Source organism: Vibrio coralliilyticus (assembly GCF_024449095.1).
Taxonomy (GTDB): domain Bacteria; phylum Pseudomonadota; class Gammaproteobacteria; order Enterobacterales; family Vibrionaceae; genus Vibrio; species Vibrio coralliilyticus_A.
On the sequence record NZ_CP024627.1, the window covers coordinates 2,709,319 to 2,725,132 of the forward strand.

Sequence of the window (15,814 nt, forward strand, 5' to 3'; positions counted from 1 at the left end):
GATGACGCATTATTACGTTGGTGTGGATGGTGGTGGCACTTCCTGTCGCGTACGCATCAGAGATCCACACGGAAAGCTACTAGGCGAAGCCAAAAGTGGTAGTGCCAACATTTTGCTGGGTGTAGACATTGCGCTGAACTCCATTATCGAAGCGACTTCCAAAGCCGCCCAAGGTGCAGGCTTAGATCATACCCACTTCCAATACATGCACTTAGGTTTAGCCCTTGCAGGAGCCGAACAAAAATCCACTTGGCATGACTTCATGGCTCTTACTCACCCTTTTGCTTCACTGGTGCTCAATACTGATGCTTATGGTGCCTGCTTAGGCGCCCACAATGGAGATAGTGGCGCCATCATGATCGCTGGCACAGGATCGTGTGGCATTTACTTGGCTGGTAGCGAACAACATGTCGTTGGTGGTCGCGAATTTCCCATTTCCGATCAAGGTGGTGGCGCAATTATGGGGCTAAGGCTCATCCAGAAAGTCTTACTAGCAGAGGATGGTATTCAAGAGAAAACTCCGCTATGTCATAAGGTGATGGCTCATTTCTCCAACGATGTTGATCAGATTGTTAGCTGGTCTAAACACGCCTTGCCTCGGGATTATGGCCAATTCTCACCAACAATATTTCACTACGCTAAAAGCGCAGACCCATTAGCACTTTCACTGCTTAAGCAGACTGCTGAAGATATCGAAATGTTCATTTGTGCTCTTCATCGCAAAGGAGCAACACGAATTTGTTTAATGGGGAGTATCGCAGAACGCATTTACGATTGGCTTTCTCCTCCTGTCCAACAATGGATTGTTGAGCCAAAGCTCGACGCGATTGAAGGTGCCTTGATGTTTGCAGGCAAGCCTGAACACAATTTGTATTAAGAGGTTATCATGAGCTATCGCATTGACCTTACTGTCTTATCAGAACACAAACACTACTGCCGGTTTGGTCTAACCCTGCACAACCTATCTGAACAAACGCTAGTGAACTGGCAATTACAGTTTATCATTGACCGATACATCCTTCCCGATAGCTTCAGTAACGGGCAAATAAAGCAAACAGGGAGCTTTTGTGTTGTTGAGCCAGATAATCACACTTTGGCGGCCAATCAGCATTATTATTGCGAATTTAGCATCAATACTGCCCCATTACGTTTCTATACTGATGGGTTGAAAGATGCGTTAGTGCTCAACCAGCATGGTGCCATTAAATTGCCGGTTTCAATAACACCCATCGTGCTCGCCTCCCCTTACCAAGAACGTACTCAGTTATCTCCGACCACAGCGGCTGAACATGCGCTGATACCTATGCCTAATCATATTAGCTATCAGGAGGGCGTTTTTTATTTATCTGCCGCCAGTCAAATCACTCTCCAAACCGCTCAAGCTGAAAAAGCAGCAACATGGCTCGAAGACGAACTCCAGACTTTGTATGGCTATCAAGCTAAAGCGATTGGTCAAAGCGAAATTTTGTTTCGCAATAACCCTACCCTCGATGAAGGCCAGTATCAGTTATTCGTTTCTGCCACAGGCATCCGGATCGAATCCGCTTCAGCAGCTGGTTTTGTTCATGCGAGCGCAACCTTAATGCAATTGATCAAGCAGGAAAACCATCAACTCTCGGTTCCGTATGTCAAAGTCGTGGATACACCGCGCTTTAGATATCGCGGCATGATGCTTGACTGCGCCCGTCACTTTCATCCGCTCGAAGATATCAAAAGACTGATCAATCAACTCGCTCATTACAAATTCAACACTTTTCACTGGCACTTAACCGATGATGAAGGCTGGAGGCTGGAAATCAACGCATTTCCACAGCTAACACAAGTAGGAGCTCATCGTGGTCAAACAGCGACACTTGAGCCTCAATTCAGCCACCTATCTAGCATGTATGGCGGTTACTATACCCAGCAACAAGTGCGTGAAGTGATTATTTATGCTCAAGAGCGCGGAATCACCGTCATTCCAGAGATTGATATTCCTGGGCACTGCCGCGCAGCGATTAAAGCATTGCCTGAATTGCTTTGTGACCCTAGCGATAAGTCAGAATTTCGCAGTATTCAACATTACACCGACAATGTACTTTCCCCTTCAATTCCTGGTACGTATGAGTTTCTCGATAAAGTACTCGAAGAAGTTGCCCAGCTGTTCCCTGCACCTTGGGTGCATATAGGCGCCGATGAAGTGCCCGACGGTGTCTGGCTACAAAGCGCAAACTGCCAAGCTCTGATGGAAACCCAAGGATATCAAAATAGCAAAGAACTGCAGGGACACCTGCTTCGCTATGCCGAGCAGAAGCTACGCTCACTCGGCAAACGCATGGTTGGTTGGGAGGAAGCCCAACATGGCGACAAAGTCAGTAAAGATACTGTCATTTATTCATGGCTGAGTGAAGACGCTGCACTCAAATGTGCCAAACAAGGATTTGATGTCATCCTTCAGCCAGCTCAGTCCACCTATTTAGATATGGCCCAAGATTACGCACCAGAAGAGCCGGGGGTTGACTGGGCAAACGTCATTCCACTTGAAAGCGCCTACCGCTATGAACCCCTCGCGGATATTCCAGATGAGGACCCAATACGTAAACGCATTCTTGGTATTCAGTGCGCTCTATGGTGTGAACTTATCCACAATCAACCACGGCTTGATTATATGGTGTTCCCTCGTCTCACAGCACTAGCGGAAGCTTGCTGGACAATGAAAGAACATCGCGACTGGCACGACTATCAAGCAAGACTGAAAGGCCACTTATCTTTATTGGATAAGCAACGCATCAATTATCGCAACCCTTGGAAGTAACTTTTGCTGACGGCCATAGCCCTTAGCAGTTTTCTCTAGCAAATATATTAGGCCACGGCTTCAGTGGCAGTAGGAAAAGGAATAAAACATGAAATACGGCTATTTCGATAACGACAATCGCGAATACGTCATTACTCGCCCTGATGTCCCTGCACCATGGACAAATTATTTGGGCACAGAGAAGTTCTGTACGGTTATCTCGCACAACGCGGGCGGCTACTCATTCTACAACTCTCCAGAATACAACCGTGTTACTAAATTCCGCCCTAACGCAACATTCGATCGCCCGGGGCACTACGTTTACCTGCGTGATGATGAGTCGGGGGACTACTGGTCAATCTCTTGGCAACCCGTTGCAAAAAGCTTAGATGAAGCCAACTACGAAGTTCGCCATGGCTTGTCTTACTCTAAGTTCAAATGTGAATACAGCGACATTATCGCAACCAAAACACTATTCGTACCAAAAGGTGAAGATGCTGAAATCTGGGATGTAGTGATTAAAAACACCTCTGACAAACCACGTACCATCAGCGCATTCTCATTTGTTGAGTTCTCATTCAGCCACATTCAATCTGATAACCAAAACCATCAGATGTCTCTGTACTCAGCAGGCACGGCTTACAACGAGGGCGTGATTGAGTACGACCTGTATTACAATACCAACGATGCCGAAGGTTTCTACTACCTAGCTTCGACGTTTGACCCAGATTCATACGACGGCCAACGTGACAGTTTCCTAGGTCTATACCGCGACGAAGCAAACCCGCTAGCCGTAGAACAAGGTCAATGTTTCAACACCGCGCAAACATGTTACAACCACTGCGGCTCTCTGCATAAGCAGTTTACTATCCAGCCTGGTGAAGAAGTACGCTTTGCCTACATTCTAGGTATAGGTAAAGGCAACGGAGAGCGTCTACGTGCTAAATACCAAGACCTTGCTGAAGTCGACAATGCATTCGCTGGTATCAAAGCACACTGGGATGAGCGTTGTGGCAAGTTCCAAGTGACATCGCCAAACCAAGGCCTAGATACAATGATCAACGCTTGGACGCTATACCAAGCAGAAACTTGTGTCGTGTGGTCTCGCTTTGCGTCGTTCATCGAAGTCGGTGGTCGCACTGGTCTTGGTTACCGCGATACCGCGCAAGATGCGATTTCCGTACCTCACGCCAACCCAGAAATGACGCGTAAACGTATCGTTGACCTATTACGCGGCCAAGTAAAAGCGGGGTACGGCCTACACCTATTCGATCCAGATTGGTTTGATCCTGAAAAAGCAGACGTTAAACCCTCGAAATCACCAACGGTTGTTCCCACTCCATCTGACGAGGACAAGATCCACGGCATCGAAGACACCTGTTCTGATGACCATCTATGGCTAGTTCCAACCATCTGTAAGTACGTGATGGAAACTGGTGAGCACAGCTTCTTTGACGAAGTGATCCCTTACGCAGATGGCGGCGACGCGAGCGTTTATGACCACATGAAAGCCGCACTAGACTTCTCAGCTGAATATGTGGGTCAAACCGGTATCTGTAAAGGTCTGCGGGCAGACTGGAATGACTGCCTAAACCTAGGAGGCGGTGAATCTTCAATGGTGTCGTTCCTACACTTCTGGGCACTGCAAGAGTTCATCGACCTAGCGAAATACCTAGGTAAACAAGCCGACGTTGAGAAATACACGGAAATGGCAGCAAATGTTCGTGAAGCATGTGAAACCCACCTTTGGGATGACGAAGGCGGTTGGTACATCCGTGGTCTGACGAAGAATGGCGACAAGATTGGTACCGCGCAACAAGCAGAAGGTCGAGTACACCTTGAGTCGAACACACTAGCCGTACTTTCTGGCGCGGTCTCCCAAGAGCGTGGTGAAAAAGCGATGGACGCCGTAGACGAGAACCTATTCTCTGAATACGGCTTACACCTCAACTCACCATCCTTTGCAACACCAAATGACGACATTGGCTTTGTAACCCGTGTTTACCAAGGCGTAAAAGAGAATGGGGCCATCTTCTCGCATCCAAACCCATGGGCTTGGGTTGCTGAAGCGAAACTAGGCCGTGGTGACCGTGCAATGAAATTCTACGACGCACTCAACCCATACAACCAAAACGACATCATCGAAAAACGCATCGCTGAACCATACTCCTACGTACAGTTCATTATGGGGCGCGATCACCAAGATCATGGCCGAGCTAACCACCCTTGGCTAACAGGGACATCCGGCTGGGCTTACTTCGCAGTCACCAACTTTATTCTTGGTGTGCGTACAGGCTTCGATGGCTTAACGATCGACCCATGTATCCCAACTGATTGGCCCGGTTTTGAAGTAACTCGCCAATGGCTAGAGGCGACGTACAACATCAAAGTGGAGAACCCAGACTCAGTGAGCAAAGGGGTCAAATCGATCCTAGTCAATGGAGAAAAAGTGTCTGGCGTCACGATACCCGTACAGCCAAAAGGTAGCGTAAACAACGTCGTCGTTGTGCTTGGTTAACTACCCAATGAGCCTCTCACAGAGGCTCTTCGCGATAAATAAAGGATTATAGATATGATCAAGTTTGGTACTGGCGGCTGGCGTGCTTTTATCGGTGAAGAATTCACTAAAGACAACGTGCGCTTAGTTGCTCAAGCCGTGGCGAACATCATTAACCGTGAACAAGTTGCCGAGCGCGGTTTTGTGATTGGCTACGATCGCCGATTCCTTTCAGACAAAGCCGGGCGCTGGTTCGCGCAAGTTCTCGCAGCCAATGGCATCACCGTCAGCTTTATCGACAAGTTTGTTCCAACCCCAATCGTGATGTTCAAAGCGAAAGAGATGAACTGCGCTTATTCCGCATGTATCACCGCTTCTCACAACCCAGCCGACTACAATGGTGTCAAAGTGTTTATTGAAGGGGGGCGTGACGCTGATGAAATCATCACAGAAAAGATCGAATCGCAGATCGCAAACTTAAGCCTAGCGCATGTAACCTCCGTCGAGTTTGATCAAGCAGTTGAAGATAAACTGATTCAATTGATCAATCCCATGAACGAGTTTGTTGATTCAATCATCGACTTTATCGACATAGAAGCGATCAAAAAAGCCAATTTACGCGTGTTGATAGATCCTATGTTTGGTGTGGCGAAAAACGCATTGCAAACTGTACTGATCAATGGCCGCTGTGACGTTGATGTTATCAATGACGGCAAGAACCCTGATTTCGGCGGATTAATGCCTTCACCGAATGCTGCGACTCTGTATCGTCTCAAGCACCTTGTCGCCGCTGAAGGTTACGACATTGGTATTGGTACGGACGGAGACGCTGATCGCTTAGGTATCATTGATGAAAAAGGCAACTTCATTCATCCAAATGAAGTGCTTATTTTGCTCTACTACTACCTGCTGGAGTACAAAGGTTGGAAAGGTTCTGTTGTACGTAACATTGCGACCACTCATATCCTCGACAAAATAGCCGCAGACCATGGTGAGAAGAGCTTTGAAGTCCCCGTTGGCTTCAAACACATTAGCTCACAAATGGAAGCCGATGACTCACTGATCGGTGGAGAAAGCTCTGGCGGCCTAACCATTCGTGGTCACATTAAAGGTAAAGACGGTGTCTTCGCCTCCAGTCTGCTGGTTGAGATGATTTCAGTCACAGGCAAAAAACTGTCAGAGCTCTTAGACGAAATCTACGCTAAATACGGTTATGCCTATACAGCCGAAGGTGATTGCAGCTTCAAAAGTGGTCAAAAGCTGCACCTACACAACAAGGTTTACGTCGAGAAGCAATTGCCGAAGTTTAAGTTTGAAATAGAGAGAGTCAGCTATGATGATGGGGCTAAGGTTTACTTCAAAAATGGTGGTTGGGTGATTGCTCGCTTCTCTGGCACTGAGCCTTTACTGCGTATTTTTTCTGAAATGGAAGACAAAGAGACCGCCGAAAGTATCGTCGAGCAGTTTAAAGCGTTTTTGCAACTTTAATTGTTATAAACGAAAACCACCCAGCATCTTGCTGGGTGGTTTTCGTTAAAAGGCCAGAACGCCTTGCGTCTCTACTTTGACCGAGACAGGCTGCCCTATCGACAAAGGTTCCGCCGAACTAGCCAGTAATCGACTCCCGCTAGCATCAATCACATAACGACAATGGTCGCCCATGAACTGTTGCTCTAAAACGGTCACACTGCTTTCTTCTGTGGCACTGATTTGAACATGCTGTGGACGCAACAATAGCTCACATTCCGCTTGTAACTGAATTTCCTGCTGCGCTTTTGCTTCCACTAGCCCAAGGTCGGTCTCAAATTCAGACTCCGAAACACGCTTGGCCATAAGATAGCTACCGCCGCCTAAGAAGTCGGCTACAAATTTACTTGACGGTTGGTAATACAATTCACTCGCAGTACCATATTGTTCAATTACACCATGGTTCATAACCGCCATCTTATCGGCGAAAGCAAACGCCTCTTCTCTGCTGTGTGTGACGAAAATTGCAGTAACACCTTGCTTCTTAAAGATTTTACGTATTTCCCTAATTAACTCATGACGAACCTGAGTATCAATATTGGAAAAGGGCTCATCCAGCAAAAGTAAATCAGGCTTATAAGCCAACGAACGAGCTATCGCGACACGCTGTTGTTGCCCCCCAGATAACTGATGCGGGTAACGTTCGCCATAGCCAGTCAAGTGCACCAGCTCCAGCATCTCCGCCACTTTAGCTTTTCTCTCTTCGCTAGTCAGCGCTTTAAGACCAAACGCCACGTTGTCCTCAACCGTCAGGTGAGGAAACAAGGCATAATCCTGAAAGATCATACCGATATTGCGTTGTTCTGGAGGCAACCAATTCTCACCATCATCAATGGTCAGACAATTCAAACTCATGGAACCCGAGCTGAGTGGTAATAAGCCAGCAATGGCTTTAAGCAAAGTCGTTTTACCACAGCCACTTGCCCCTAAAAGGCACACAATTTCCCCATGCTCTACATTCAACGATAAGGATTCAAGTACAGTCGTCTGCTCATCGTACTTACAAGTTAAGTTATTGATCGATAATGCACAGCTCATCAGTGTGTATGCTCCAGTGAACGGTTAACCATAACAAGGGGGATCAAGCCAACTAAAACCAGCAGGACAGCAGGTAACGCCGCTAATTCCAGCTGCTCATCAGAGGCAAAATTGTAAACGTAAGTAGCTAATGTTTCGAAGTTAAAAGGCCTTAAGAGTAGCGCAGCATTCAGCTCTTTCATCGACTCAATAAACACAAGGAGCCCAGCAATCAAAGCACCGCGACGAATTAATGGAAAATGCACACGCCATAGCATTTGATTGGAGTTACACCCCATAGTACGAGAAGCCATATCCAACGATGGAGACACTTTATTCAAGCTACTTTCAATACTGCCGATCGCTACCGCAGAGAATCGAACCACTAAAGCAAAAATAAGAGCAAACATAGAGCCAGAAAATATCAGCCCTGGCCGGCCCCACTGCATATATTTGGCAATATCATTGACGAAGTGATCCATCAATAACACAGAAACCATAACACCAATGGCCAGTACAGTACCCGGCACGGCATACCCCATTGATGATAAACGCATAAATGCCACGCTCTGGCGGTTGTTAGACAAGCGACTATAAAAATTAACAATAAGCGCGACCACCACACCAATAAAAGCTGCACTTAAAGAAACATAAAGGCTGTTTAATGCGTACTCGCGAAATTCAGGTGTCCAGCTCTGAGCAAAATACTTATAGGCATAGATAGACAGTTGTAACAGAGGCAGAAGAAAGGCAATGGCGACGATACCCCAACACCAAGTGAGTGCTAGCCATTTTTTCCAGCCGCTTAGCTCGTAACGAAAATCTTCTCTGCTACTAAACTGATTCTGAAACAGTTTTTGTTTACGGCGACTGTAACGCTCTGTGCTGAGCAATAAGATGACAAACACCAACATGATGGCAGAAATTTTCGCTGCCGCTGTCAAGCTAGAATACCCAAGCCAAGTATCGTAAACCGCAGTTGTTAGAGTGTTAACGGCAAAGTAACTCACCGTTCCAAAGTCACCAATGGTTTCCATGGCCACTAGCGATAAGCCAACCGCCATTGAAGGACGAGCCAACGGCAGTGAAATACGACGAAAGCTTTCCCATGGCGAGCATTTCAGCAGGCGTGCTGATTGCAGCAAGGAAACGTTTTGCTCCATAAAAGCCGCGCGGCAAAGTAAATAAACATATGGATACAGAACCAGAGCGAGCACAATAATCGCCCCCGTCAGTGTTCTTATATCAGGAAACCAATAATCTCCCGGCCCCCAACCAGTGAGGTCACGAAGTAAGATTTGCACAGGCCCAGCAAAGTCGAGCCAATCGGTAAAGATATAACCCACAATATAAGCTGGCATGGCTAAAGGTAACACCAACGCCCATTGTAAAATACGTTCACTGGGCAAGCGACACATCGCCATGATCCACGCGGAAGGAATACCAAATACGAGGGACAGAGCCATCGTCCCCAACGCTAATACCACGGTATTGAATGTATAGGTTGGCATCACGGTTGACATCAGATGAGAGAACAGCTCATCTGTTTCGCCAATCGCGGTAAAGAATATCGCTAAGATCGGCAAAACCAGTAGCAGAGCTAGCGTCCCACTACTGGTTTTCCATAAATAATTATTTTCTTTCATTGCTTAATAATCATCGGTATATATAACTCGAATGCATTTGCTAATACATCTCATATACCTTTAATACGCTTAAGGGTCAGTTATACCCTTATAAACAAACAACCTCAAGCGACCCTTGTAAAAGAGCGACTTGAGGCCGTCTAGAATGATATGAAGCGTTAATGATTACAGGTCAAACTTGACTTCATCAAGCAGCTTGATTGCAGCGGCATGGTGCTCAGCAATTTCATCCAGAGAAATCGTATCCGCTTTAAACTCACCCCAAGAAGCAACCAGCTCTGAAGGTTTCACATCGGCTTTTACTGGGTATTCGTAGTTAACTTCAGCGTACATACCTTGTGCTGTATCTCCCGCTAGGAATTCCATCAGCTTAAGCGCATTCTCTTTGTTTGGAGAGTACTTAGCCATTGCCATACCAGAGATGTTTACGTGAGTACCAGTTGTGTTCTGGTTAGGGAAGTTAATGTAAACCGCATCAGCCCATGCTTTTTGCTCTTTATCGTTAACCATCTTACCTAGGTAGTAACTGTTGCCCAGAGAAACGTCACATAGACCTTCTTTGATCGCTTTCACCTGTGCACGATCGTTGCCTTGAGGCTTACGCGCTAGGTTAGCTTTAACGCCTTCTAGCCACTCTTTAGTTTCCGCTTCGCCTTTATGAGCAATCATAGAAGAGACTAGAGAAACGTTGTAAGGGTGCTTACCACTACGAGTACAAATTTTGCCTTTGAACTCAGGCTTAGCAAGATCAGCATACGTGAAATCATCACCTAGCTTACCAACACGGTCACGTGAAGAGTAAACACTACGAGTACGAGTAGTTAGAGCAAACCACTCATTGTCAGTATCTTGGTATTGAGCAGGGATATTCTTCTCAAGAACGTCGCTTTCTACAGACTGAACCAATCCTTGCTTAGTTAACTCAGCAAGACGGCTGATGTCCACAGTCAGGATCACATCAGCAGGGCTGTATTCACCCTCTTGAGCTAGCTTCTCTGCTAGACCTTTCTTTGCGAACTTAACGTTAACTTTGATGCCTGTTTCTTTAGTGAACTCGTTGAACATAGGCTCAACTAGGAAAGGTTGACGGTAAGAGTACACGTTCACTTCTTCTGCAGCCATCGCTGTCGGTGCTAATGTCGCACACGCTAGAGCCGAAAGAGTTAGCAGTTTTTTCATTGGTTCAGTCCTTTAACTTCGTAATGATAACGTTTATCAGTTGCGTTATTATATTCATGATGATTTAGAAAACAATGATGCAAAACAAAAAAACCTGCCTCTTAGAGCAGGTTTTTGAGTATTTTATTTGTAACAGTTTATGTCTTATTCTGACTTACTTCACAGTCACAAATTCTGGGTAGGCACCTACCCCACAGTCGTGCATATCCATCCCTTCTAACTCTTCATCTTCAGATACTCGGATTCCGATCGTTGCCTTCAATACCGCCCAAACCACAAGGCTAGCAAAGAACACCCAAGCAAAGATAACCGCCGCACCTAATAGTTGAGCCCCAAACGTTGCATCACCATTGCTTAGAGGCACCACCATCAAGCCGAAGAAGCCACACACTCCGTGAACAGAGATCGCACCCACTGGATCATCAATCTTAAGCTTATCAAGAGCAATGATGCTAAACACGACTAGAGCACCTGATACAGCACCAATGGCTACTGCATAGATTGGTGATGGCGACAGAGGATCGGCAGTAATGGCAACCAAACCTGCTAAAGCACCGTTAAGAATCATTGTGAGATCAGCTTTACCCCACGTAGTTTTACACACAAGAAGGGCAGCAATCGCACCAGCCGCTGCTGCTGCATTTGTGTTGAGGAAGATTTGACCTACTGCCGTTGCATTCTCAAAGTCAGAGACCATCAACTGAGAACCACCGTTAAAACCAAACCAGCCAAACCAAAGGATAAAGGTACCCAATGTCGCTAGAGGCATGTTCGAGCCTGGAATTGGATAGATTTCACCATTCTTACCGTATTTACCTTTACGGGCACCTAGAAGTAGAACACCGGCTAGCGCAGCAGCAGCACCTGCCATATGCACAATACCTGAACCTGCGAAATCGCTGAAACCTGCTTCTGATAAGAAACCACCACCCCAAGTCCAGTAACCTTCCATTGGGTAGATAAATGCCGTTAAAATTGCTGAGAAGATTAAGAATGACCATAGCTTCATTCGCTCTGCGACTGCGCCAGATACAACAGACATAGCCGTTGCAACAAACACCACTTGGAAGAAGAAGTCAGACTCTAAAGAATGGTCCGCACCTTCGCTTTGCGTACCAATGAGTGCACCAAATGAAGGGAGCCATCCCCCTTCACCGTTATCAACATACATAATGTTGTAGCCGACTACCAAGTACATGGTACAGGCAATCGCATAAAGACAAACGTTCTTAGTTAAAATCTCAGTTGTATTTTTGGAGCGAACTAAACCCGCTTCAAGCATGGCAAACCCTGCTGCCATCCACATGACTAACGCACCTGAAATGAGGAAGAAAAAAGTGTCGAGTGCGTAACGTAACTCCGTTACTGTCGTTGTTAATTCCATTGTTGTGTCTCCAGTCCTTTGAATTCTTAAAGTGCTTCAGCGTCCATTTCACCAGTACGGATTCGCACTGCCTGACTCAGGTCATAGACAAAGATTTTTCCGTCACCGATTTTTCCGGTATGTGCGGCCTTCGATACCGCTTCAATCACGCGGTCGACATTTTCTGCCTGTGTCGCGATTTCGAGCTTCACTTTAGGCAAAAAGTCCACCTGATATTCTGCACCACGATAAAGCTCTGTATGACCTTTCTGACGTCCAAAACCCTTTACCTCTGATACCGTCATCCCTTCGATACCCACATCGGCCAAAGCCTCTCGAACATCATCTAATTTGAATGGTTTGATAATCGCATTAATTAGTTTCATCGCATCCTCTCTGAAGCAGTCATCCTTTTTGCTTTATTAATCCAAGGTACGTGCCAATTTATTAAATTATTGATAAATAATAATTTATTACTTTCTCTTGATGAAAAACGCAAAAGGGCGCACCGTTATGGTGCGCCCTTATCACAATTATGAAGCAGATATTCAATTCTTCACTATTTCAGTGCAGAACTATTTGGTAGTCAGGAATTCCTTCCATTGTTCAAGTACGAGCTCGAAGTCATCCAGCCCACAGCAAGCGATGCTCTCACTGTTATAAAAATTAAGTTCACTGCCCTCTTCCATTACATCGCCGTGTGCTAATACATTTTCTTGCACAGTAACTTCATCCCCTTGAATCAAGATAGAGATTTCAGTGCCCACCATAGCGTGTTCTTTGAGCGGAGATTGATGGACAGACGTGAGCAAAGACTCTACCTGCGCTATTTTTTGCCAATCCTTACCTATTTCTTCTTGCAGCCATCGACCCACAATTTCATGACCCATACTCGACTTTACATAGTACTCGCCCATCAATGTATTTCGGATAAATTCAAATTCCATCGTGCTGCCTCATAAAAACCGAGCGCAGAGTATATAGAGTGTGTATGAAAAGCACAAAAAAAGCGCCTGCCGAGGCAGACGCTTTATCGTTCGCTTTTAGAAAGCTTAAGCTGGTTCTTGGAAAATCACCGAATCCGCTTTCTTGGTATACTGATCCATCTTATGGAAGTTCAAGTAGCGATAGGTATCAGCCGCTGTCGCATCAATCTGCTTGGCATACTCTAAGTACTCTTCTTTGGTTGGAATCTTACCTAGAATTGCACCGACTGCTGAAAGTTCAGCGGAAGCTAGAAAAACATTAGCTCCCGTGCCTAAACGGTTCGGGAAGTTACGCGTTGATGTCGACATTACTGTCGCTTTGTCAGCGACACGAGCTTGGTTACCCATACACAATGAACAGCCTGGGGTTTCGATACGCACCCCGGCGCGACCATAAATACCGTAGTAACCTTCTTCAGTGAGCTGATCGCGATCCATCTTAGTCGGTGGAGCAACCCATAAACGAGTATCTAATTGGCCACCATATTGCTCTAGCAACTTACCTGCCGCACGGAAGTGGCCTATGTTGGTCATACAAGAACCAATGAACACTTCGTCAATGTTAGTGCCCTGCACTTCTGATAGAAGGCGAGCATCATCAGGGTCGTTTGGTGCACATAAGATTGGTTCGCTGATTTCAGCCATGTCGATTTCAATGACATGTGCGTATTCAGCATCTTTATCCGCTTCCATCAATTCAGGATTCGCTAGCCACTCTTCCATCGCTGAAATACGACGCTCGATCGTACGGCGGTCGCCATAACCTTCCGAAATCATCCACTTCAGCATGGTGATATTCGAGTTTAGGTACTCTTCGATTGACTCCTGCGACAGTTTAACCGTACAACCGGCCGCAGAACGCTCAGCAGAAGCATCAGACAATTCAAATGCTTGCTCCACTGTCAGAGTTTCTAGGCCTTCAATCTCTAGGATACGGCCTGAGAATTCATTGATTTTACCGGCCTTTTCTACCGTCAATAGACCTTGCTGAATCGCGTAGTAAGGGATTGCATGAACCAAATCACGTAGTGTGATACCTGGTTGCATCTCACCTTTAAAACGCACCAAAATAGATTCAGGCATATCCAATGGCATAACACCCGTTGCCGCTGCGAACGCGACTAGACCTGAACCTGCCGGGAACGAAATACCCAACGGGAAACGAGTATGAGAGTCACCGCCTGTCCCGACCGTGTCAGGCAATAGCATACGGTTTAACCAAGAGTGGATAATACCGTCACCAGGGCGAAGTGAGACACCACCACGGTTCATGATGAAATCAGGTAGCGTATGGTGTGTGTTTACGTCGACTGGTTTTGGATAAGCAGAAGTATGACAGAAAGACTGCATCACAAGATCAGCAGAGAAGCCAAGACATGCTAGGTCTTTTAGCTCATCACGCGTCATAGGGCCCGTTGTATCCTGAGAACCTACTGTCGTCATCTTAGGCTCACAATATTGACCAGCACGAACGCCTTCAACACCACAAGCTTTACCAACCATTTTCTGAGCAAGTGTGTAGCCCTTGTCTGAAGCCGTTGGATCAACAGGCTTGGCAAACAAATCGGTTTCTTCTAGACCAAGAGAAGTACGAGCACGGCTTGTCAAACCACGACCAATGATCAATGGAATACGACCACCAGCACGTACTTCATCAAGAAGCACTTTGCTCAGTTCAAAGTTTGAAATTTCTGCACCATCTTTACGCACAACACCTTCATATGGGTAGATGTCAATCACATCTCCCATGTGCATATCTTGAACGTTCAACTCGATCGGTAGAGCTCCGGAATCTTCCATTGTGTTGTAGAAGATTGGCGCGATTTTACCACCTAGACAAATGCCTCCAGTGCGTTTATTCGGTACGTAAGGGATATCCTCTCCCATGAACCATAGCACTGAGTTGGTCGCTGACTTACGTGAAGAGCCTGTACCGACGACATCACCCACATACGCTAAAGGGATACCATCTTTTTGCAGTTCTTCAATTTGTTTGATTGGACCGACACTACCCGGCTGATCTGGGTTAATCCCTTCACGCTCCATTTTAAGCATCGCTTTCGCATGCACTGGAATATCTGGACGTGACCAAGCATCAGGCGCTGGAGATAAGTCATCGGTGTTGGTTTCACCGGTCACTTTAAAGACTTTAACTGTGATTTTTTCAGCCACTTTTTCTTTTGAGGTAAACCACTCAGCATCAGCCCATGACTGAAGTACTTGCTGTGCGTATGAGTTACCTGCTTTGGCTTTCTCTTCTACGTCATAGAAAGCATCGAACATCAGTAGCGTGTGAGATAGCGCTTTTACTGCAATGGGTGCCAAAGCGTCATCATCAAGAAGGTCAACAAGTGGCGCGATATTGTAGCCACCTTGCATCGTACCCAACAGCTCAGCTGCTTTTTCACGGCTAACAAGTGGTGATTCCACTTCACCTTTGGTAATTGCCGTCAGAAAACCTGCTTTAACATAGGCAGCTTCATCAACACCAGGAGGGATACGATTTTCTAACAGGTCAAGAATAAAATCTTCTTCACCTTGAGGGGGATTTTTCAGAAGTTCGACAAGACCAGCAACTTGCTCAGCGTCTAGTGGTTTAGGAACAACTCCTTCAGCAGCACGCTCTTCGACGTGTTTACGGTAGGCTTCAAGCACGACTTTTTCCTCTCATTGCGGTTCCTTCGTTATTATTACTATTATTCAACGTAACGAAGTGAACATCCTTGGAAACTTGGCTCTCCTTTTTGCCATATTTTTCATTCATTTTGAGTGAGAAACAGTGCCAAAGAGGCCAAACTGTGGGCGGTAGAATAGCAAATTTAACGA

General features: G+C 46.2%; 11 protein-coding genes. 4 read left to right on the top strand and 7 right to left on the bottom strand.

What is annotated here, in order from left to right:
• Position 1: 1 nt before the first annotated feature.
• The 4 genes from CTT30_RS12730 (at position 2) to CTT30_RS12745 (ending at position 6,758) form a co-directional block, all read left to right on the top strand.
• The gene (locus CTT30_RS12730; RefSeq protein WP_252035322.1) at positions 2–877 is read left to right on the top strand and encodes a glucosamine kinase nucleotide-binding domain-containing protein; all 876 of its coding nucleotides are present in this window, start codon (positions 2–4) and stop codon (positions 875–877) included.
• A gap of 9 nt (positions 878–886) precedes the next feature.
• Complete coding sequence (locus CTT30_RS12735) at positions 887–2,794, top strand: beta-N-acetylhexosaminidase (protein WP_252035323.1); 1,908 nt, start codon at positions 887–889, stop codon at positions 2,792–2,794.
• 88 nt (positions 2,795–2,882) lie between these two features.
• Positions 2,883–5,291 (top strand): glycoside hydrolase family 94 protein, encoded by a 2,409-nt coding sequence (locus CTT30_RS12740; protein ID WP_252035324.1) that lies wholly within the window; start codon positions 2,883–2,885, stop codon positions 5,289–5,291.
• 54 nt (positions 5,292–5,345) lie between these two features.
• On the top strand, positions 5,346–6,758 hold the full coding sequence (locus tag CTT30_RS12745) for a phosphoglucomutase/phosphomannomutase family protein (RefSeq protein ID WP_252035325.1): 1,413 nt from the start codon (positions 5,346–5,348) through the stop codon (positions 6,756–6,758).
• Positions 6,759–6,803: 45 nt separating this feature from the next.
• Here the strand turns inward: CTT30_RS12745 and CTT30_RS12750 are convergent, their stop codons facing one another.
• The 7 genes from CTT30_RS12750 to acnB form a co-directional block, all read right to left on the bottom strand.
• On the bottom strand, positions 6,804–7,835 hold the full coding sequence (locus CTT30_RS12750; RefSeq protein ID WP_239875146.1) for an ABC transporter ATP-binding protein: 1,032 nt from the start codon (positions 7,833–7,835) through the stop codon (positions 6,804–6,806).
• On the bottom strand, positions 7,835–9,460 hold the full coding sequence (locus CTT30_RS12755; protein WP_239865215.1) for an ABC transporter permease: 1,626 nt from the start codon (positions 9,458–9,460) through the stop codon (positions 7,835–7,837). Before CTT30_RS12755 ends, CTT30_RS12750 begins: the two co-directional genes overlap by 1 nt.
• A gap of 165 nt (positions 9,461–9,625) precedes the next feature.
• Positions 9,626–10,639, bottom strand: coding sequence for a Fe(3+) ABC transporter substrate-binding protein (locus CTT30_RS12760; RefSeq protein WP_239865216.1), 1,014 nt, complete (start codon positions 10,637–10,639; stop codon positions 9,626–9,628).
• A 154-nt stretch (positions 10,640–10,793) separates the two neighbouring features.
• The gene (gene amtB / locus CTT30_RS12765; protein ID WP_252035326.1) at positions 10,794–12,023 is read right to left on the bottom strand and encodes an ammonium transporter AmtB; all 1,230 of its coding nucleotides are present in this window, start codon (positions 12,021–12,023) and stop codon (positions 10,794–10,796) included.
• 26 nt (positions 12,024–12,049) lie between these two features.
• Complete coding sequence (gene glnK / locus CTT30_RS12770) at positions 12,050–12,388, bottom strand: P-II family nitrogen regulator (RefSeq protein ID WP_004742633.1); 339 nt, start codon at positions 12,386–12,388, stop codon at positions 12,050–12,052.
• A 189-nt stretch (positions 12,389–12,577) separates the two neighbouring features.
• Positions 12,578–12,949: a YacL family protein gene (locus tag CTT30_RS12775; protein ID WP_252035327.1), complete on the bottom strand. Its 372-nt coding sequence runs from the start codon at positions 12,947–12,949 to the stop codon at positions 12,578–12,580.
• 105 nt (positions 12,950–13,054) lie between these two features.
• Positions 13,055–15,643 carry a bifunctional aconitate hydratase 2/2-methylisocitrate dehydratase gene (acnB, locus tag CTT30_RS12780; protein WP_239865223.1) on the bottom strand — a complete coding sequence of 863 codons (2,589 nt, stop codon included), beginning with the start codon at positions 15,641–15,643 and terminating at the stop codon, positions 13,055–13,057.
• Positions 15,644–15,814 lie beyond the last annotated feature (171 nt).